The sequence below is a fragment of the Nitrogeniibacter aestuarii genome (genome assembly GCF_017309585.1).
In the GTDB taxonomy this organism is placed as follows: domain Bacteria; phylum Pseudomonadota; class Gammaproteobacteria; order Burkholderiales; family Rhodocyclaceae; genus Nitrogeniibacter; species Nitrogeniibacter aestuarii.
Window position 1 is genome coordinate 3,608,364 of sequence record NZ_CP071321.1, and the last position, 18,192, is coordinate 3,626,555.

The 18,192-nt window shown below is 63.9% G+C and carries 19 protein-coding genes; 7 read left to right on the top strand and 12 right to left on the bottom strand.

Annotated features, from left to right (window positions below):
* Window position 1 precedes the first annotated feature (1 nt).
* The 3 genes from J0W34_RS16775 to J0W34_RS16785 all read left to right on the top strand — a co-directional run bounded on the left by J0W34_RS16775 (window position 2) and on the right by J0W34_RS16785 (window position 1,662).
* Complete coding sequence (locus tag J0W34_RS16775) at window positions 2-877, top strand: response regulator transcription factor (RefSeq protein WP_230969545.1); 876 nt, start codon at window positions 2-4, stop codon at window positions 875-877.
* A gap of 66 nt (window positions 878-943) precedes the next feature.
* Entirely contained in the window at window positions 944-1,435 is a 492-nt protein-coding gene (locus J0W34_RS16780) for a TIGR00645 family protein (protein ID WP_227816308.1), read from the top strand.
* Window positions 1,435-1,662, top strand: a complete 228-nt coding sequence (locus tag J0W34_RS16785; RefSeq protein WP_230969546.1) for an oxidoreductase-like domain-containing protein — start codon at window positions 1,435-1,437, stop codon at window positions 1,660-1,662. Before J0W34_RS16780 ends, J0W34_RS16785 begins: the two co-directional genes overlap by 1 nt.
* Here J0W34_RS16785 and J0W34_RS16790 read toward each other — a convergent pair.
* A complete protein-coding gene (locus tag J0W34_RS16790; protein ID WP_230969547.1) occupies window positions 1,646-3,046 on the bottom strand; it encodes an FAD-binding oxidoreductase in 1,401 nt (466 codons plus the stop codon). The genes J0W34_RS16785 and J0W34_RS16790 overlap by 17 nt on opposite strands.
* A gap of 122 nt (window positions 3,047-3,168) precedes the next feature.
* Here J0W34_RS16790 and J0W34_RS16795 point away from each other — a divergent pair, with 122 nt between their 5' ends.
* Window positions 3,169-3,642 carry a tetratricopeptide repeat protein gene (locus J0W34_RS16795; protein ID WP_227816305.1) on the top strand — a complete coding sequence of 158 codons (474 nt, stop codon included), beginning with the start codon at window positions 3,169-3,171 and terminating at the stop codon, window positions 3,640-3,642.
* Window positions 3,643-3,654: 12 nt separating this feature from the next.
* Here J0W34_RS16795 and J0W34_RS16800 read toward each other — a convergent pair whose 3' ends face one another.
* From J0W34_RS16800 to fabI, 3 genes are all read right to left on the bottom strand, one after another.
* On the bottom strand, window positions 3,655-4,704 hold the full coding sequence (locus tag J0W34_RS16800; RefSeq protein WP_230969548.1) for a GGDEF domain-containing protein: 1,050 nt from the start codon (window positions 4,702-4,704) through the stop codon (window positions 3,655-3,657).
* Between the two features lie 115 nt (window positions 4,705-4,819).
* On the bottom strand, window positions 4,820-5,410 hold the full coding sequence (locus J0W34_RS16805; protein WP_331001525.1) for a hypothetical protein: 591 nt from the start codon (window positions 5,408-5,410) through the stop codon (window positions 4,820-4,822).
* Window positions 5,411-5,429: 19 nt separating this feature from the next.
* The gene (gene fabI / locus J0W34_RS16810) at window positions 5,430-6,209 is read right to left on the bottom strand and encodes an enoyl-ACP reductase FabI (RefSeq protein WP_227816302.1); all 780 of its coding nucleotides are present in this window, start codon (window positions 6,207-6,209) and stop codon (window positions 5,430-5,432) included.
* A 158-nt stretch (window positions 6,210-6,367) separates the two neighbouring features.
* On the opposite strand from fabI, the gene J0W34_RS16815 reads away from it, so the two are divergent.
* Window positions 6,368-6,898, top strand: a complete 531-nt coding sequence (locus J0W34_RS16815; RefSeq protein ID WP_227816301.1) for an HAD domain-containing protein — start codon at window positions 6,368-6,370, stop codon at window positions 6,896-6,898.
* A gap of 64 nt (window positions 6,899-6,962) precedes the next feature.
* On the opposite strand, the gene ahpF is transcribed toward J0W34_RS16815, so the two are convergent.
* Both ahpF and ahpC read right to left on the bottom strand, forming a co-directional pair.
* Entirely contained in the window at window positions 6,963-8,534 is a 1,572-nt protein-coding gene (gene ahpF / locus J0W34_RS16820) for an alkyl hydroperoxide reductase subunit F (protein WP_230969550.1), read from the bottom strand.
* Between the two features lie 220 nt (window positions 8,535-8,754).
* Complete coding sequence (gene ahpC, locus J0W34_RS16825; protein ID WP_227816299.1) at window positions 8,755-9,321, bottom strand: alkyl hydroperoxide reductase subunit C; 567 nt, start codon at window positions 9,319-9,321, stop codon at window positions 8,755-8,757.
* Between the two features lie 221 nt (window positions 9,322-9,542).
* Between ahpC and J0W34_RS16830 the strand changes: the two genes are divergently transcribed.
* Together J0W34_RS16830 and J0W34_RS16835 are read left to right on the top strand one after the other, a co-directional pair.
* On the top strand, window positions 9,543-10,706 hold the full coding sequence (locus J0W34_RS16830; protein ID WP_230969551.1) for a UbiH/UbiF family hydroxylase: 1,164 nt from the start codon (window positions 9,543-9,545) through the stop codon (window positions 10,704-10,706).
* Window positions 10,707-10,726: 20 nt separating this feature from the next.
* On the top strand, window positions 10,727-11,452 hold the full coding sequence (locus tag J0W34_RS16835) for a DsbC family protein (RefSeq protein ID WP_227816297.1): 726 nt from the start codon (window positions 10,727-10,729) through the stop codon (window positions 11,450-11,452).
* Window positions 11,453-11,501: 49 nt separating this feature from the next.
* On the opposite strand, the gene J0W34_RS16840 is transcribed toward J0W34_RS16835, so the two are convergent.
* The 6 genes from J0W34_RS16840 to J0W34_RS16865 all read right to left on the bottom strand — a co-directional run bounded on the left by J0W34_RS16840 (window position 11,502) and on the right by J0W34_RS16865 (window position 18,192).
* The gene (locus J0W34_RS16840) at window positions 11,502-12,179 is read right to left on the bottom strand and encodes an alpha/beta hydrolase (RefSeq protein ID WP_230969552.1); all 678 of its coding nucleotides are present in this window, start codon (window positions 12,177-12,179) and stop codon (window positions 11,502-11,504) included.
* A 175-nt stretch (window positions 12,180-12,354) separates the two neighbouring features.
* Window positions 12,355-13,809 (bottom strand): NAD-dependent succinate-semialdehyde dehydrogenase, encoded by a 1,455-nt coding sequence (locus J0W34_RS16845; RefSeq protein ID WP_230969553.1) that lies wholly within the window; start codon window positions 13,807-13,809, stop codon window positions 12,355-12,357.
* 48 nt (window positions 13,810-13,857) lie between these two features.
* On the bottom strand, window positions 13,858-15,285 hold the full coding sequence (locus tag J0W34_RS16850) for an NAD-dependent succinate-semialdehyde dehydrogenase (RefSeq protein ID WP_230969554.1): 1,428 nt from the start codon (window positions 15,283-15,285) through the stop codon (window positions 13,858-13,860).
* A gap of 42 nt (window positions 15,286-15,327) precedes the next feature.
* The gene (locus tag J0W34_RS16855; RefSeq protein ID WP_230969555.1) at window positions 15,328-16,998 is read right to left on the bottom strand and encodes a bifunctional 3-(3-hydroxy-phenyl)propionate/3-hydroxycinnamic acid hydroxylase; all 1,671 of its coding nucleotides are present in this window, start codon (window positions 16,996-16,998) and stop codon (window positions 15,328-15,330) included.
* Window positions 16,999-17,023: 25 nt separating this feature from the next.
* On the bottom strand, window positions 17,024-17,320 hold the full coding sequence (locus tag J0W34_RS16860; protein WP_227816292.1) for an NIPSNAP family protein: 297 nt from the start codon (window positions 17,318-17,320) through the stop codon (window positions 17,024-17,026).
* Window positions 17,317-18,192, bottom strand: a complete 876-nt coding sequence (locus J0W34_RS16865) for an alpha/beta fold hydrolase (protein ID WP_230969556.1) — start codon at window positions 18,190-18,192, stop codon at window positions 17,317-17,319. Before J0W34_RS16865 ends, J0W34_RS16860 begins: the two co-directional genes overlap by 4 nt.

Here is an 18,192-nt window from a genome sequence, read left to right on the forward strand (position 1 = left end):
CATGCCCACCGACACTGAGCGCCGCGATGTGGTCCTGCTTGTTGACGATGCGCCGGACAGCCTGCGCATGCTGGCCGCCGCGCTCGAAGATGAAGGCTTCACCGTGCTAGTGGCCACCGACGGCCAGCGCGCGCTCGAGCGTCTGGACCACGTGATTCCCAACGTCGTCCTGCTCGACGCCCGCATGCCCGGCATGGACGGATTCGAAACCTGCCGGCGCCTGCGCGAGCACCCCGACATGGCAGCGGTGCCCATCCTGTTCATGACCGGTATGGGGGACACCGACAGTGTGGTCGAGGGCCTGGATGCGGGTGGCAACGATTATCTGGTCAAACCCGTGCTGCCGGCCGAACTGTCGGCCCGGATTCGCGCCCATCTGCGCGTGGCGCGCAAGACCACGTCCGCCTTCGCGGCACTGGACGCCACCGGCATGGCGCTGGCCAGCTTCGACCAGAACGGCCGGCTCGAATGGGCCACGCCCAGCGCGCGGGCCTTGCTGGACCAGCCCTCGGTCGATATCACCGAGGCGGTGCGTCAATGGCTCGCCGGACCCAGCCATCATCCCCTCGAAGTCCAGGTGGGCTGCGGTCGCCTGGCCTGCCGAAGCCTTGGTCGCAGCAGCCGCGGCCTGACCCTGACCCAGCTCGACCCGATGGCGGATGAGTCCCGCCCGCGGGCGGCGGAACTCACCCCGCGCGAGACCGATGTGCTCGAATGGGTGGCCAAGGGCAAGACCAATCGCGACATCGGCGACATCCTCGGTATGAGCCCGCGAACGGTCAACAAACACCTGGAACACATCTACGCCAAGCTCGGGGTCGAGACCCGCACGGCCGCCGTCGCCCAGTTCGATCGCCTGCAGCAGAACCGCCAATAAGACAGCGCAAGCGAAACCGAAAAGCCCTAAAATCGGGCCACTCAAAAATCCGGATTCAGGTGTTCCATGATTGAAAAACTGCTTGAGCGCGCCATGTATGCCTCCCGATGGCTACTCGCGCCGCTCTATTTCGGCCTGAGCCTCACCGTGCTCGCGCTGGTGCTCAAATTCTTCCAGGAGCTGGCCCACATCCTGCCCCACGTGTTCGAAATTGCCGAGACGGATTTGATCCTGACCATCCTGTCGCTGATCGACATGGCACTGGTCGGTGGTCTGCTGGTGATGGTGATGCTCTCCAGCTACGAGAACTTCGTCTCCCAGCTGGATATTGATGAAGGTAGCGAAAAGCTCAGCTGGCTCGGGAAAATGGATTCGTCCAGCCTCAAGAACAAGGTCGCGGCATCCATTGTGGCAATCTCGTCGATTCATCTGCTCAAGATTTTCATGAACGCGCAGAACATCGATTATGTTCACTTGAAATGGTACGTCATCATTCACATGACTTTCGTGGCCTCAGCCTTCGCCATGGGCCTCCTCGACAAACTCACCAAGCACTGATGGCCGACGCCTTCACCCGCCGCCTCGCCTCGCACCCCGAGGCCGAAGCGGCGATCGAAGAAATCCTCCAGGCCCTCGGTCCCCGTGCCGAGGGCTTTCGCCCGCCGCCCCCGGCGCCCACCACCTGTTGCGGCCGCGGCTGCAACGGCTGCGTGTGGGAGGGCTATTTCACCGCGCTGGCCTTCTGGCGCGAAGACGCCCACGCCCGCCTCACGGCGGGGGAATGACCCGGCCCGGGTTGAGAATGCCTTTCGGATCGAGCGCCTGCTTGAGCGTGCGCATCAGGTCCAGCTCGGCGGCCGTGCGGCAGCGGTTCAGCCAGCCCTGCTTTTCCAGTCCGATCCCATGCTCGGCGGACACCGAGCCATGGCGCGTGGTCAGGGGTGCATAGACCAGCGCATCCGATGCGGCATGGGTGGCGTTGTCGTCCTGCGGCTGGATGAACAGGTGCAGGTTGCCATCGGCCAGATGGCCGAAGATGATGGTGCGCCCATCCGGCCACGTGCCGGCGGTCGAGGCCTGCACCTCGGCCGCATAGCCCGCCATCTCGCGGATGGGCAGGCTCACGTCGTACAGATAGGTGGTGCGATTGGCCATCATGAACTCGAAGTTCTCGCGGATATCCCACAGCGCGCGGCGCTCGCTCTCTGATTGCGGAATCACGGCATCAAGGATGAGCCCCTGCTCCATGGCCGCCTCAAGCACCTGCTCGAAGCGCACCGCATCGGCCGCCGGGTCGGCGCCTTCGGCTTCCATCAACACATAGAACGGGTAATCGCGCGCCAGCGGCGGGCGATGCCCGCCCGGCTCGGTGGCGGCCAGATAGTAGTTGTCCCACATCACTTCGAAGGCACTGAGCGTACCGGCCATCTCGCGCTGCATGCGCCCGAGCAAGGTTGTGACTTCCTCGAAGGTCTGAAGCGCCACCATGGCCGTGTTGCGACTGGAGGGCAGCGGGTGCAGTCGCACCACCACCCGGGTAACCACGCCCAGCGCACCCTCGGTCCCGATCATCAGCTGCTTGATGTCGAATCCCGCGTTGTTCTTGAGCATGTGATTCATGCTCGAGACCACGGTGCCATCGGCCAGCACTGCTTCGAGCCCCAGCACCTGGGCGCGCATCATGCCGTAGCGCAGCACATTGATGCCTCCGGCGTTGGTCGCCACATTACCGCCAATGGTGCAACTGCCCCGGGCGCCCAGATCGACGGCATACAGCAGCCCATGCTCGCGGGCCGCTTCCTGGAGGCTCTGCATGGTGACCCCGGCCTGCACGGTAGCCGTCGCGCCGATCGGGTCGATGGCCTCGATCGCGCGCATGCGCTCGGTGGACAGGGCAATCTCGCCGGTCTGGGCATCCGCGCCCATGGAGCAACCGGTCACCCCGCCCTGCGTCACCACCGGGTGGCCCGCCGCATGACATGCCGCCAGCACCCGGGAGACCTCCCCGGTCGTGCGTGGGCGCACGATGGCGCGCGCCTGGTGCGGCCGGGCGTCCCAGAAACTGGTCGCCCGCTGCGCCACCTCAGCGCCTTCGATCACGCCTCCGTCGCCCAGCAGGGCCTTGAGTTCTTCGAGCAGTGCGTGCACCCGGTCTCTCCGTCGATCCATGGCAAATGTGATCAATCTATGAGGACGTTCGCCCAAATGCAATCGGGACTCACCCGCAGCGGTTTGCGCCCCACAGCCTTTGCGGCACAATGGACCGTATCGATGCCACGAGGAACCCCTGCATGCCTGAAAAGAGCGCGCACCACTTGCTCGACGCAGCACGCGCTGCTGCCTCGGCCGACGATCACACCACGTCCATGCAGCAGCTGAAGGCAGCGGCGGAAACCTTTCCGGATGACGCCGAAGTGGCTTACGCCCTGGGCGCCGAATTTGGCTATGTGGAACTGTTCGACGCGGCAGAGACGCAAATGCAGCGCGCACTGGCGCTTGACGGCCAGCTGCACGCCGCGCGCTTTCACCTGGGCTTGCTGATGATCACGCGCAGCCGCTTCGAAGAGGCCATGCATACCTGGATGGCGCTGGAGACACTGCCGGACACGAGCGCACTCAAGCAGTACAAACGAGCCTTCGATGCCCTCGCCCAGGATGATTTCGCCCCCGCCCGAACGCATATCGACACCGGTTTGAAGGCCGAGGGCAGCACCCCGGAGATCGACGAGCAGATGCACCGGCTGCGCGCCAGTCTGCCCGCCTGAGACCGGCATCGCTCAGGCGAAGCACACCCGGTTCTTGCCCCGGCGCTTGGCCTCGTACATGGCGCGATCGGACGACTTGAGCAGGCGCTCGCCATCGACCGGGTGATCGCCACTCCATGTCACGACGCCCACGCTGGCGCCAATGCCGGCCGGATCCGAAGGGCCCAGCTGAATCAGCCCGACCCGCTCGATGATGTGCCGAGCCACGGTTTCGCTGTGCGCCGAGTCCTCACCCTCGACGAGCACGGCAAATTCGTCACCACCGAGCCGCCCCACCACGTCGGTGGAACGCACCGCGGCCTGCAAGGCCTCGGCCACCTCCACCAGCAGTCGGTCGCCGGCATCATGACCGCGCTGGTCGTTTACGGTCTTGAAGTCGTCCAGATCGATGAACATGAGACAGCCACTGGAGCCACTGGCCAGCACCGCATCGAGGGTCAGCAGAAAGCCGTGGCGGTTGAGCACACCGGTCAGATGGTCGACGCGGGAGAACAGCTCGAACTGATGGGCGCGCAACTCGGCCGCGCGCTCGCGTGCGCGCATGGCGGAGGCCAGTTTGAGGGCGTATGCCGGCAGGATCGAATTACAGGCAAGCACGCCAATCGCCATGTAGGGGTGCTTCGACCAGTAGGCGCTGGCGATCATTGCCATGGACTGGAACAGCACGGCAGCCGAGATCGAGCGCAGCGCATAGCGGTTGCCGAAGCGCAGCCCGTACCCGAGCGTGGCAAAGACCGGGCCCCAGAAGAACAGGCCATAGAGCTCGCCCACGGCGTAGCACATCCACGCGTTGAACCCGTGATCTGCGAACAGGGCCAGATGGCGGCGGCCATCGGCCGACAACCAGCCGGGTCGGGCGGTCACGAACAGCCACCACAGCGCACTGAACGCGAGAAACGCACCGGCCGGCAACACCCCGGCCGCCGCCTGCCGGTGTTCGGTGAACAGCATTAGCGCCAGGATGATCAGCAGCACGCACAGTGCCGCCAGGCTGCGGGTTCGCACCTGATCGAGTTCCTTGCGGAATCCGGCATGAGGGAGATCGAGCGTGGCGGCAGACATGGCTCTGGCGTTCGGACAAAAACTGAAACGGGAGTTTAGGGAGAAGGCGTCGCAGCCGCCCGAGACTCAGGTAACGACCGTGACGCGCGCAACGACGCCATCCGACGGACGGTGTCTATCCGAGGAAGACCGGATCGGAAAACACCAATGTGCCATCCCCACGCGCCATCAGATTGCCCGCACTCAGAATGTCGGGTCGTACTTGATAGTTCTCGATGAAGTTCGACAAGGCCACCAGCGCACTGATCACCGAGGGCGGCAGGGCCGGCGGCGGATTGTCGATGAGGTGATACAGCGCCATGCGTCCCATCTCATCCCCCAGACGGGCAAACTGCTGGCAGCCCGACCAGTAGGCGGACATCATGCACTCGGCGTCACGGGCAGCCGCACTCCCGGGGGCCAGCGGCTCCAGCCGCTCCAGTTCCACCAGATGCATGACATAGCCGGTCGAAGCGCGACCGAGCACGCCATGATCCGCGTACACACGCGGAAAGTGGGGGCCATCGGGGCGGTCGTCGGCCGTGAGGAAGAAATGGTCGGCCGGCGAACTTACCACCTTGAACACGCGTTCGGGCACAGGCCCGTGCAGGACGATGCTGTACTCCCCACGTGCGATTTCCGGCCGCCCGACCAATAAGGGATGGTCGGGCACCGGATCCGGAAAGACCAGCTCACTGCGGCCGAATCGCTCCCGGGAATACGCCATGGTCTCCATGGCAGACAGCTTAGCCGATGATGTTGTAGCCGGCGTCGACGAAATGGACACCTCCCGTGATCAGACGACCGGCATCGGAGACCAGAAAGGCCGTCAGCGCGCCGATGTCCTCAGGCGTCACCAAAGCGTGCATGGGCGAGCGCTCGACGGCAGAGGCCATGAGATCGTCGAATCGGGCAATACCGGACGCGGCGCGGGTCATGAGCGGACCCGGCGAGACCGCATTCACGCGAATCCCCTTCTGCCCCAGCTCGCACGCCATGTAGCGGGTGGCCGCTTCGAGCGCCGCCTTGCACAGGCCCATCACGCCGTAGTTGGGGATGACCTTCTCGGAGCCCAGGTAGGTCATGGTGATCAAGGAACCACCCCCCGCCTTCTCCATCAAGGGCTCGACGGCCTTGGCCAGACGCACGAAGGAATGCGTGGAGACGTCCATGGCGAGGGCAAAACCGTCGGCCGACGTATCGACCACCCGGCCGTGGAGATCGTCGCGCTTGGCAAAGGCCATGCTGTGGATCGCGAAGTCGAGCTTGCCGAACGCGCTTTCGATGTGACTCATGGTCTCGGCCACCGTTTCGGGCTTGGTGACATCCATCAGGCAGACGTGCTCCAGGCCCAGTCGGTGCACGATGGGTTCGATGAATGCCAGCGTCTTCTCGTTCTGGTAGGTGATCACCACCTTCGCACCGGCGTCCACGCAGGACTCGGCGACCCCGGTGGAAATGGACTTCTCATTGGCAATACCGGTAATCAGGCCGACTTTGCCGCTCAAATCGACGATGGGTTCCATCAATCCACTCCTTGACTGCAACATTACTGCAATGCAACAGCATCAAATATTCTTAAAGGAGTTCCAATCTACGACGTTTACCGTGACAAATCCATGCAGCCATGGCACTTTGTTGACGCAGCGCAACATTTCCGCGCAACCGCAGGCAGGAGCTTGAAATGCCGCCCGAAAGCATCATCGCTTTTCTCGATTTCGATGGCGTGACCCACCCCTGGCGTGAAGTGGAAGACTTCCGCTGTCTGCCGCTCTTCGAAGACGTGGTGCGTGAGTTCGACCAGTTGCGCGTGGTCATCACTTCCGACTGGCGAACCCTCTACTCCCTGCCCAAGCTCAGGCGGCGGTTCTCGGACGATATCCAGCATCGCATCGTCGGCACCACGCCGCTGATCCTGCCCAAGTCCGGGGGCAACATGTACGGACTGCGTGAGCGCGAAGCACGCCAGTGGATGACACAGAACGCCGCCAACGACATGCAATGGCTCGCCATCGACGACGCCCCGGGCAACTGGCCCAGTCGATCCCGCCTGCTGCTGACCGACTTCAAGCGCGGATTCACGGTCGAAGACGCCGAGCGCATGCGTCGCATGGTCGAAGCCATGCGCGATGGTCACTGGCGCACCGATACCGCGTCAGAAGCAGCGTATGGCACGTTCTGGCATCAACCGGTGTTCTCCGACGGGATCGAATAGCGTTTTGCTCAGAACGAAAAACGGGCGCCATAAGGCGCCCGTTTGCTTTGTGGTGCCAGTCCGGTCAGGCCGTCGCGGCCTCGGCCGGTGCCGACGAGCGAATGAGGTGATCAAAGGCCGTCAGTGCCGCCTTGGAGCCCTCGCCCATGGCGATGACGATCTGCTTGTAGGGCACCGTGGTCGCATCGCCGGCCGCAAACACACCCGGCACGTTCGTTTCGCAGCGCGGATTGATCTCGATCTCGCCAAACTTCGACAGATCGACCGTACCCTTGAGCCAGTCGGTATTCGGCAGCAGGCCGATCTGCACGAAGATGCCTTCGAGCTCCACATGGTGGGACTGGCCCGTGGTGCGGTCGGTGTAGGTCAGGCCGTTGACCTTGCCATCGGCACCGGTCACTTCCGTCGATTGCGCCATGGTGTGGATGGTCACGTTCGGCAGACTCTTGAGCTTGGCCTGCAGCACCGCGTCGGCACGCAGGGCATCGGCAAACTCGAGCAGTGTGACATGGCCGACGATACCGGCCAGGTCAATCGCAGCCTCGACGCCGGAGTTACCCCCGCCGATCACCGCCACGCGCTTGCCCTTGAACAAGGGGCCATCGCAGTGTGGGCAGTAGGCCACGCCCTTGCCCCGGTATTCACGCTCACCCGGCACATTCATCTCGCGCCAGCGTGCGCCAGTGGCGATGATCACTGACTTTGCCTTGAGCGAACCACCGCCGGCCACCTTGATTTCGGCCATGTCGCCCGGCACCAGGGCCTCGGCGCGGAAGCCGTCCATGATGTCCACATCGTATTGCTTGACGTGTTCTTCGAGCGCCGCCGCCAGCTTCAGCCCTTCGGTCTCCTTCACGGAGATGAAGTTTTCGATGGCCATGGTGTCCATCACCTGACCACCGAAACGCTCGGACAGCACACCGGTGCGCACACCCTTGCGTGCGGCGTAGATCGCCGCGGCTGCGCCGGCCGGGCCGCCCCCCACGATGAGCACGTCGTACGGGTCCTTGTCGGCGAGCCTGGCGGCGGCCTTGGCCTGGGCGCCGGAATCCACCTTGTTGAGGATTTCCTTGAGCGTCATGCGCCCCTGACCGAATTCCTGACCGTTCAGATACACGGTCGGCACGGCCATGATCTTTTGCGCTTCCACTTCTTCCTGGAAGAGCGCACCGTCGACCATGGTGTGACGCACGTTCGGATTGAGCACCGCCATCAGGTTGAGCGCCTGCACCACGTCCGGGCAGTTCTGGCACGACAGGGAGATGTACGTGATGAACTCGAAGCTGCCCTGAAGCCCCTTGATCTGCTCGATGGTCTCGGCGTCGGTCTTGGACGGATGGCCGCCCGCCTGCAGCAGTGCCAGCACGAGAGACGTGAACTCGTGGCCCATGGGGATGCCCGCAAAGCGGATACCCATATCGGCGCCCTTGCGATTGACGCGGAAGGACGGCTTGCGTTCGGTGTCGTCTTCAGACTCGATCAGGGTGATCTTGTCGGACAGTTCCACGATCTCGCTCAGCAACTCGCGCAGTTCGGCAGACGCAGGCCGGTCGTCGAAACTGGCGGTCAGCTCGATCGGCTGGGTCACGTGCTGGAGGTAAGCGGTCAGTTGTTGTTTGAGGTTGGCATCAAGCATCGGTGGCCTCCCTTTTCAAGGAAATTCAGGCGTAAAAAATCCCGGTCACCCGGGCACAGGGTGAAGCGGTGTTGGCAAAAAGTCGTCTCAGGCCTCTTGCCGACACCCCCTCATGGAGCGTCCCCCATCGGAAGCGGCGGAGAAAGCACCGGGTCGTCCCGGTCTTTCTCGCCGCCCCGAGGGGAGAGGCCGCCGCGCTGCGGCAGCCTTGGCAGCAAAATCAGATTTTGCCGACCAGGTCCAGCGACGGGGCCAGGGTGGCTTCACCCGGGGTCCACTTGGCCGGGCAGACTTCGCCCGGGTGGGAGGCCACGTACTGAGCCGCCTGGACCTTGCGGACCAGTTCCTTGGCGTCACGGCCGATACCCAGATCGTGAATCTCGGCAACCTTGATCTCGCCTTCCGGGTTGATCACGAAGGTGCCGCGCAGGGCCAGGCCTTCTTCTTCGATCATGACTTCGAAGTTGCGGGAGATCGTGCCGGTCGGGTCACCCAGCATCGGGTACTTGATCTTCTTGATGGTTTCGGAGGCGTCGTGCCAGGCCTTGTGGGTGAAGTGGGTGTCGGTGGACACGGAGTACACTTCAACGCCCATTTCCTGCAGCTTGGCGTAGCTGTCAGCCAGGTCGCCCAGTTCGGTCGGGCACACGAAGGTGAAGTCAGCCGGGTAGAAGAACACCACGGACCACTTGCCCATCAGGTCCTGATCGGTCACTTCCTTGAATTCGCCGTTAACGTACGCTTGGGACTTGAACGGTTTGATCTTGGTGTTGATCAGTGTCGACATGAATGACTCCTTTGTCTGGTTGCTGGTGTCGATGAAATCGAGTGAGTGATTGCATGCTAGGGCACGCGATCAAATCAATCCAATTGAACGTACAAATTTTTGTAATAGGCAGTGCCTATAACGAACCGATGTCAGCTTTCGGCCGTCGTTCGGGTCTTTGTGACATCATTGCCCCGAATCCGTTGCATTCATATGATGCTGTTTGATTGTAGGCCCATTCCATGGATTTTGACCTGATCATCGTTGGCGCCGGCCTGGCAGGCGCCAGCCTCGCTGCGGCCTTGCGCAGCAGCCGCCTCAAGATTGCCGTGATCGAGTCACGCCCGCCGGCTCAGAGCCCTGGCTGGGATTCGCGCATCTACGCCATCAGCCCCACCAACGCAGACTTTCTGAGCGAGATCGGCGCCTGGCAACATCTCGACACCCATCGCCTCACACCGGTCTACGATATGCAGATCAGGGGCGACGCCGGCGGCGAGCTGTCCTTCTCGGCCTATGACTGCGGCTTGCGCGAGCTGGCCTGGATCGTCGAATCCGGTCTCATGCAGCGAGAGCTGTGGGAAACCATCAAGCGCCAGCACAACCTCACCCTGATCTGCCCGGCCAGCCCGTCAGCCATCGACGTGACTGACGATGCCGCCACCCTCACGCTCGACGATGGCCGCACCCTGACCGCCAGACTCGTGGTCGCCGCCGATGGCGCCCGCAGCTGGGTCCGCGAACAGGCGGGTATCGAAGCGAAGACAACCCCCTACCAAGAAAAAGGCGTGGTCGCCAACTTCCGTTGCGAGAAACCGCACCGTAACACTGCCTACCAGTGGTTCCGGCCGGACGGCATCCTCGCCTACCTGCCCTTGCCGGACCAGATGATTTCCATAGTCTGGTCCACGCCCGATGCGCACGCCGACGAACTGGTGTCGCTCGACGCCAGCGCCCTGTGCGATCGCGTCGCCGAGGCCGCCGGCCATCAGCTGGGCGCGCTCGAACTGGTGACCGAAGCCGCCGCCTTTCCTTTGCGGCTGATGCGCGTGAGCAACCCCACTGCGCCTCGCATCGCGCTGATCGGCGATGCTGCGCATGCCATCCACCCGCTCTCGGGCCATGGCATCAACCTCGGCTACCAGGACGCCAAGGTGCTCGCCGGGCTGCTGGCCGACCTGCCGGCCTGGCGAGATCCGGGCGAAGCCGCCATTCTCGGCGCGTACGCCCGTGCCCGCGCCGAAGAGACCACATTGCTGCAATCCACCACCCATGCCCTCAATCGCCTGTTCAAGCCGGATAACAGCCTGCTGTCAGGCATTCGCAATCTCGGGCTGAACCTCACCAACCGCCTGCCGGTCATACGCAACTCACTGGTGCGTTATGCCGTCAGTGGTCATTTCTGAAGAATCTGGAGAGAGACTCAATGAAAACGTTTTCCCTGCGCGCTGGCATCCTGGCGCTCGGCCTTGCCGCCACCCTTGCCCACGCGGGTGACGCCGAGGTCAAGGCCAGGATGGAAAAATTCATCGGCGCGCCGGTCGTCAGCTCGGTCAGTGCCACCCCCTACGCCGGCCTGTACGAAGTCGTCCTGCAGTCGGGCGAGCTCGTGTATGTCGATGAAGAGGTGAAGTACATCTTCACCGGCAGCATCATCGAAGCGGGCAGCCGCGAGAACCTCACCCAGGCGCGCAAGAACGAACTCAACGCCATCGATTTCGCCACCCTGCCCCTCGAACATGCCGTCAAGCATGTCCAGGGCAAGGGTGAGCGCGTGATCGCCACCTTCGAGGACCCCAACTGCGGTTTCTGCAAGCGCCTGGCGCAGGAAATCCAGAACATGGACAACGTGACGGTCTACACCTTCCTGTACCCCATCCTCAGTGCGGATTCGACCACCAAGTCCAAGCAGATCTGGTGCAGCAAGAAACCGGGGCAGGCGTGGATGGACTGGATTGCCGACGGCATCAAACCCACCGGCCCGACGGACTGCGACACCAAGGCCATCGACGCCAACATCGAACTGGGTCAGCAACTGCGCGTGGGCGGTACCCCGACCATCTTCCTGTCCGACGGCTCACGCATCGGCGGCTATGTATCGGCTGACAAGCTCGAAGAGGCCATCGCCAAGGCCGAAGCCAACAAGAAGTAAGCCTGGGCACGCCCAAGGAAAACAGCCCCTCTCGAGGGGCTGTTCTGTTTCAGGCCTTGAGCACCCGCACCAGCCAGCGCTCGATGTCACGCACCTCTTCGAGCACGATGCCGTGTTCGACAAAATAGGTCTGCCACTCGATCGGGTAGCCCGCCGATTTGAGCTGCTCGTACGATTTCTGGGCAAAAGCGTGAGGAATCACGGCGTCGTCCCGGCCATGGGCCATGAAGATCGGCGTCGCGGCGTTGGCGTCGCTGGCCTCGGCCGCAAGCGTGTCGGCAAGGGGCAGATACGTCGACAGGGCCAACACCCCGGCCAGCGTCTTGCCGTGTCTCAGCGCGGTGTGCAAGGCAATCGCACCGCCCTGCGAAAACCCGGCCAGCACGATATTGCCATCGGGCACACCGCGCTCGTTCTCGCGCGCAATGAGTGCTTCGATCCGGGCCGCCGATTCGATCACGCCCGCCGGATCTTCCCGCCGCTGGGCAAAGTCCTGGCTCAGGATGTCGTACCAGGCGCGCATGACATACCCCCCGTTGATCGTCACCGGGCGCGCAGGCGCATGCGGGAAAACGAAACGTGTGGGCGGCAAGGCCTCGGTGTCGAATTCGTCCACAATCGGTTCGAAGTCATGCCCGTCCGCGCCCAGACCATGCATCCAGATGACCGCATGGGTTGGATTCGGGCGGGTTTCGATTTCAACGCAGGGCAACAGTTCTTGGCTCATGAGATGCTTCCGGATCAGATCAGGTGTCGTTCGGCCAAGCATAGCGTGATCGGCAACAAAAAGGCCCGGCGATGCCGGGCCTGATTGCGTCGTGGCGATCCTCAGCCAGATTGCTTCCGGATACTTCAATCAGTCAGCCCACCGTGCCGACCGCTTGAACATCGACCTCGCGGCATCAGGCATCCAGCCCGCCCATATTGATGTACTTCACCACCAGATAATCCTCGATTCCGTAGCGTGAGCCCTCGCGCCCGATGCCGGACTGCTTGACGCCCCCGAAGGGGGCCACCTCGTTCGAGATCAATCCGGTGTTGACTCCCACCATGCCGTATTCCAGACGCTCGGCAACCCGCCAGACGCGCCCCAGGTCACGCGCGTAGAAGTAGCTTGCGAGCCCGAATTCGGTGTCATTGGCCATGGCCACCACTTCGTCCTCGGTCGAGAAACGGAACAGCGGCGCCAGGGGGCCGAAGGTTTCTTCCCGGGCCACGGCCATGGTCGGCGTCACGTCGGCCAGCACGGTGGGCTCGAAGAACGAGTGCCCGAGGGTGTGAGTCTTGCCGCCTGTCAGGACGCGCGCGCCCTTGGCGGTGGCATCAGCGATGTGCTCCTGAACCTTGGCGACCGCTCTGGCATCGATCAGCGGGCCGATGGAGACTCCGGCCTCCACACCGTTGCCGATCTTGAGGGCATTGACCGCCCGCACCAGTTTTTCGGCGAAGGCATCATAGACCTTGTCATGCACATACAGCCGGTTGGCGCAGACGCAGGTCTGGCCGGCATTGCGGTACTTCGACAGCATGGCGCCGGCGACCGCGGCATCCAGGTCGGCGTCTTCGAAGACGATGAACGGCGCATTGCCCCCCAGCTCCATCGACACTTTCTTGACGGTCGATGCGCTCTGGGCCATGAGCACCCGGCCGACCTCGGTGGACCCGGTAAAGCTCAGTTTTCGCACCCGCGGATCGGTGGCAAGGATGCTTCCGATCTCGCCGGCTGAGCCGGTGACCACCGAGAGCACCCCGGGCGGTACGCCAGCGCGCTCTGCCAACGCGGCCAGGGCGAGCGCAGTCAGCGGCGTCTGCGAGGCCGGCTTGACCACCATGGTGCAGCCAGCGGCCAGCGCGGGCCCGGCCTTGCGGGTGATCATGGCGGCCGGGAAGTTCCACGGCGTAATGGCCGCGCACACCCCGATCGGCTCTTTCGTGACCACGATGCGCTGACTGCTCACCGGCGACGGCACAACGTCTCCATAGGTACGTTTCGCCTCTTCGGCAAACCATTCGATGAAAGAGGCGGCATAGGCAATTTCACCCCGGGCCTCGGCCAGTGGCTTGCCCTGCTCCGCCGTCATGATGCGGGCCAGGTCGTCCTGATTCGCCATGATCAGTTCGAACCACTGCCGCAGAACGGCGGCACGTGCCTTGGCGGTTTCGGCGCGCCATGCGGGCCAGGCCTCACTGGCGGCGGCGACCGCGGCCGAGGCGGCTTCAGGCCCCAGCCGGGGCACCGAGGCGATGCGCTCACCGGTGGCGGGATTGATGACGTCAATCTGTTCGGGGGCGGACATCCATTGCCCGCCGATCAGGCATTGTTGTCGCAGCAGGCTGGAGTCGTGAAGCGCTAGCATGGGGAAGGCATCCTTGGGTCAGTGCAGGTCAGGAGAGTCGGGCGCCGATCAGATCTGGCTGATCATCTTGGTCACAAGGTAGCTGTCAAAGGTCTCGGTCCCGCCTTCGCTGCCCACGCCGCTGTCCTTCACCCCGCCGAACGGCAGTTCCGGGTGCGCCATGCCTGAATGATTGATGTTCACCATGCCGACCTCCAGCCCGTTGGACAGATGCGTCGCATTCTTGATCGAAGTGGTGAAGACATAAGAGGCCAACCCGTACGGCACACTGTTGGCGCGTCGCAGGACTTCGTCGAGATCGTCGAAACGGGTCAGCGGTGCCACCGGCCCGAAAGGCTCCTCGTTCATGATGCGCGCCTGGTCGGGCACGCCGGCGATGATCGTTGGCGCATAGAAGAAGCCCTTCTCTCCGATGCTGGCGCCGCCACTGAGCACTTCGCCACCGTGGCTGACCGCATCGTCCACCAGTTCCGTCACCGCTGCCCGGCGCCGCTCGTGAACAAGCGGGCCCATCTGCGTGCCTTCGTCGAGCCCGTGCCCGACCTTGACCCCGTCGATGGCCGCCTTGAAGCGGGCCACGAACTGCTCGTACACGCCGGACTGGACATAGAAACGCGAGGGCGACACACACACCTGACCGGCATTGCGCACCTTGTAGCGCGACAGCAGGATCGCTGCCTGATCGACGTCAGCGTCGTCGCAGACGATGACCGGCGAATGCCCGCCCAGCTCCATGCTCACCCGTTTCATGTGGGCGCCGGCCATTGCGGCCAGTTGCTTGCCCACCGGCACCGAGCCGGTGAACGACACCTTGCGCACGATGGGCGACTCGATCAGATGCCGCGAAACGTCCGCCGGTCGGCCCCACACGATGTTGAACACGCCGGCCGGCAGTCCGGCATCGTGGAACAGCCGCGCCAGCGCGACGATGGCGCTGGGCGACTCTTCCGGCCCCTTGAGGATGACCGTGCAACCGGCGCCGATCGCGGCCGCCACTTTCTTGACGGCCTGACTGAAGGGGAAATTCCACGGGCTGAACGCCGCACACACCCCGACCGGCTCGCGCACCACGAGCTGGCGAACCTGCGGATCACGCGACGGGACAACCCGCCCGTAGATGCGCCGGCACTCTTCCGCGCTCCACTCGATATGCTCGGCGCTGTTCATCACCTCGGCCACGGCTTCGGCCACCGGCTTGCCGTTGTCCAGGGTGATGTTCCGTCCGATGTCGTCGGCCCGTTGCCGGGTCAGCGCGGCCACCTTGCGCAACACCTCGGCCCGCACCATGGGCGAACTGCTTCGCCAGTGCTCGAACGCGCGCCCGGCGGCATCGAGTGCGTGATCCAGCTCATCACGGCTCGCCCATGGCAGATGACCAATGGACTCGCCGGTCGCAGGGTCGAAAACGGCTTGCCCGTCGCGGTCACGACCGCCGACGAACTGCCCGTCGATGTAATTGAAAAGTTCGGGATACATGAGTCTTCTCTGGTGGATGGTGGGTGGGCGCAGGCGGTGCCGTCAGGCCGCCGCTTCCTCGGCGTGCGGGTTGCCCCGGGCCTGCGTCGCGGCGCCCCCCTCCGGGAGTGTCTGCGCGCAGAAGCGGGTCAGCTGGCCGATGGCGTCGTCGGCCGAACCCACCGCCGCCACAAAGCGATCCGGACGAATCAGGACCCAGTCGACCGATCGCGAATGGAACCAGAAGTGCAGCGTGTTCTCGACATCGTTGATCACCTTGGCGCCCTCGCCGGCCCCGGTTCGCGAAGGGATTTCATGATTCCCGCTGCAGGCCCGCACGCCGACGTAGCGATCGCATCCCAGGCGCTCCAGCGCGTCGAGCAGCCCGGCCGGCGCATGGGCCAGCGGGTCGCAGCGCCATCCGATCAGGGCGAAGCGTCCGCCGATCACATCATCGAGACGCTGCGAATGTCCGGGCGCCGCCTCCACATTCGGCTGGATGAACATGCGCCCGACCGAGTCGTCCTGCGCGCGCTTGCCGGAGTTGAGCACCACCCCGGTCGAAAAACGGGGCATGGGCTTGAAGCGCATCTGCAGGATGTAGTCGCGGATACCGGGCAGATTGCGGATCGACAGGAAGAAGCGGTCGCGCAACCAGGCCACGAAGCGATTGCGCACCGACAAGGCCGAGCCGAACAGGTCGGCCAGATCGATCATGGCCTTGGCGTGGGCGTGACGCTCGTCGTGGTAGCTCTGCAGCAGCTCGGGCTTGAGCCGCCCCTGGATGATCCAGGCCAGCTTCCAGGCCAGATTGAAGGCATCGCGCAGACCGGCGTTGAGCCCCTGACCGATCCACGGCGGCGTGATGTGGGCGGTATCGCCCGCCAGGCACACGCGCCCGACGACAAAGGACTTCGCCACGCGAGAGTTGTGCGTGTAGACCCGTGCCCGGATCACGTTGAGGGTCTCCGGATTCGCCACATGGTTACGCAGCAGGTCGAGCACCTTTTCCGGCTTGAGAATCTGCTCTTCGTCCTCGCCGGCGAACATCATGAACTCCCAGCGACGCAGCCCGTAGGGCAGACGCAGGCAGACGTACGGTCGCTGCGGCTCGCAATGCAACGCGGTGTATGGGGCGTCCAGCGGATCGCCGTCACACTCGATGACCGCCCACTTGTGCGCATGGGTCTGTCCCTCGTACGGCACCTTCAGCAGTTCGCGCACCGTGCTGCGTGCGCCATCCGAACCGACCACATACCGGGCACGCACGCTCCGGGTCTGGCCGGCTTCGTCCTGCAGCACAGCCTCGACGCCATCGGCGTCCTGCTGCAGCGACTTCAGCTCCATGCCCAGCGCCATGGTGACGTTCGGATAGCGTGCGAGCCCCTCGCGCAAGGTACCCTCGCCCAGCGGCTGCGAGAACAGATTGCGGCGAAACCAGCCGAACTCCCGGGTACTGGGGAGAATTTCCGCGAAGCACTTCTTGCGTGCGGTGTACATGCGCATCGGCACGTTCTGGATCATGTTTCGCAGCATGGGCTCTGCCATGCCGAAGGCCTGAAACGTCCGCAGGGCTTCGTCGTCCAGCCCGACGGCGCGCGGGTAGTTGAGAATCGCCGGGCTCCGGTCCACCAGGAGTGTTTCCACCCCGTAGGAGCCGAGCAGGTTGGCAATCGAGACGCCAACCGGGCCCGCGCCGACAATCAATACGGGAACGGCAGTCTGTGGATTCATGCGCATACCTCTTCTGTCTGCGGGCTCAAACGGGACTGAGCAGCCGGCTCTCCTGGCGAACCAGCAAATGGCGGCTGGCCTTGCGGAATTCCGTAAAGCGCGGGTCGGCCAGCAGGCGCTCGCGGCGCTCGCGGCGGGCGTCGAAACTGTCGAATCGCCACAGGAAGACCAGCTGGTTCAGGTCGCCCCCCTCCGGTTGCAGCAACGCCACCAGGTCGCCGAGGATGCTCACTTGCACCTCGCGCGCCATCTCGTTGTAAAGCCGCAGGTATTCCCTGACGCCACCGGGCACCAGGGAGTAGGTTCTTTGCTCGCAGATCATGATGTCGTGACCTTCGTGTCTGTTTTCGCGGCACCGCTCAGCAGAAAATCGCGCACCGCCTGGTTGAAGAGAACCGGCTGGTCGTCATGCACGTAGTGCCCGGCACCGGCAATGTCGGTGGTGACGACCTTCGGGTTGAGCCGGCACATGTCCTGGGCCATCTCCGCCTGCAGGTAGTCGGTCTGTGCGCCCCTCAGCACCAGGGTGTCGCACCGGAGTGCCGCCACATGCGGGCGCAGATCGGGCACCCGTGCCCCATCCGGCTCAAGGCGGATGGCAGCAATGCCGGCATGGTCGTAGCGCCAGGTGTACCCGCCGTCCGGCAGGGCCTTGAGCATGCTTCTGAGCCGTTGCTGCCGCGCCTCTTCGGTCACGCTGGGGCGCAGCCCACGCATGAATTCGCTGGCGGCCGACCAATCGTCGAAGCGCACCGGCGTTTCGACCATCTCGCGCCGGATGCGGGCCACGCCGGGGCTGTGCTCGAATGCCCCCGGGCCGGCGTCCTCGATGATCAGGCGTTCGACCCGGTCCGGATGGAGCGACGCAAACACGATGGCATTGATACCGCCCATCGAGTGCCCGAGCAGATCGAATCGATCGATGCCGAGGGTATCGACGACCGCCAGTACATCGTTCACATAGGTGTCGGTGTAGTAGTTCCGTTCGGGGTCCCAATCGGAATCGCCGCGTCCACGCTGATCGAAGGCAATCACCCGGAACTCGGGCTGCAGCGCCTCGGCCACACCGACGAAGGTTTCCGCAAAGCCCCGGATGCCATGCAACATGACCACCGGGCGGGCCTCACGCGCCCCCCATTCGGTGACGTGCAAACCAAGGCCCGCCACCGTCACTGTGAAATCGCGGCGCTCCAT

What these genes read in the sequence shown, in the direction of transcription:
- J0W34_RS16785 (WP_230969546.1), top strand. Translation starts at nt 1,435, where the DNA reads ATGGCCGACGCCTTCACCCGCCGCCTCGCCTCGCACCCCGAGGCCGAA.
- J0W34_RS16830 (WP_230969551.1), top strand. Translation starts at nt 9,543, where the DNA reads ATGGATTTTGACCTGATCATCGTTGGCGCCGGCCTGGCAGGCGCCAGC.
- ahpF (WP_230969550.1), bottom strand. Translation starts at nt 8,534, where the DNA reads ATGCTTGATGCCAACCTCAAACAACAACTGACCGCTTACCTCCAGCAC.
- J0W34_RS16840 (WP_230969552.1), bottom strand. Translation starts at nt 12,179, where the DNA reads ATGAGCCAAGAACTGTTGCCCTGCGTTGAAATCGAAACCCGCCCGAAT.
- J0W34_RS16800 (WP_230969548.1), bottom strand. Translation starts at nt 4,704, where the DNA reads ATGTCTGCCGCCACGCTCGATCTCCCTCATGCCGGATTCCGCAAGGAA.
- ahpC (WP_227816299.1), bottom strand. Translation starts at nt 9,321, where the DNA reads ATGTCGACACTGATCAACACCAAGATCAAACCGTTCAAGTCCCAAGCG.
- J0W34_RS16775 (WP_230969545.1), top strand. Translation starts at nt 2, where the DNA reads ATGCCCACCGACACTGAGCGCCGCGATGTGGTCCTGCTTGTTGACGAT.
- J0W34_RS16860 (WP_227816292.1), bottom strand. Translation starts at nt 17,320, where the DNA reads ATGATCTGCGAGCAAAGAACCTACTCCCTGGTGCCCGGTGGCGTCAGG.
- J0W34_RS16805 (WP_331001525.1), bottom strand. Translation starts at nt 5,410, where the DNA reads ATGGCGTATTCCCGGGAGCGATTCGGCCGCAGTGAGCTGGTCTTTCCG.
- J0W34_RS16865 (WP_230969556.1), bottom strand. Translation starts at nt 18,192, where the DNA reads ATGGAGCGCCGCGATTTCACAGTGACGGTGGCGGGCCTTGGTTTGCAC.
- J0W34_RS16790 (WP_230969547.1), bottom strand. Translation starts at nt 3,046, where the DNA reads ATGGATCGACGGAGAGACCGGGTGCACGCACTGCTCGAAGAACTCAAG.
- J0W34_RS16845 (WP_230969553.1), bottom strand. Translation starts at nt 13,809, where the DNA reads ATGCTAGCGCTTCACGACTCCAGCCTGCTGCGACAACAATGCCTGATC.
- J0W34_RS16795 (WP_227816305.1), top strand. Translation starts at nt 3,169, where the DNA reads ATGCCTGAAAAGAGCGCGCACCACTTGCTCGACGCAGCACGCGCTGCT.
- J0W34_RS16855 (WP_230969555.1), bottom strand. Translation starts at nt 16,998, where the DNA reads ATGAATCCACAGACTGCCGTTCCCGTATTGATTGTCGGCGCGGGCCCG.
- fabI (WP_227816302.1), bottom strand. Translation starts at nt 6,209, where the DNA reads ATGGAACCCATCGTCGATTTGAGCGGCAAAGTCGGCCTGATTACCGGT.
- J0W34_RS16835 (WP_227816297.1), top strand. Translation starts at nt 10,727, where the DNA reads ATGAAAACGTTTTCCCTGCGCGCTGGCATCCTGGCGCTCGGCCTTGCC.
- J0W34_RS16780 (WP_227816308.1), top strand. Translation starts at nt 944, where the DNA reads ATGATTGAAAAACTGCTTGAGCGCGCCATGTATGCCTCCCGATGGCTA.
- J0W34_RS16815 (WP_227816301.1), top strand. Translation starts at nt 6,368, where the DNA reads ATGCCGCCCGAAAGCATCATCGCTTTTCTCGATTTCGATGGCGTGACC.
- J0W34_RS16850 (WP_230969554.1), bottom strand. Translation starts at nt 15,285, where the DNA reads ATGTATCCCGAACTTTTCAATTACATCGACGGGCAGTTCGTCGGCGGT.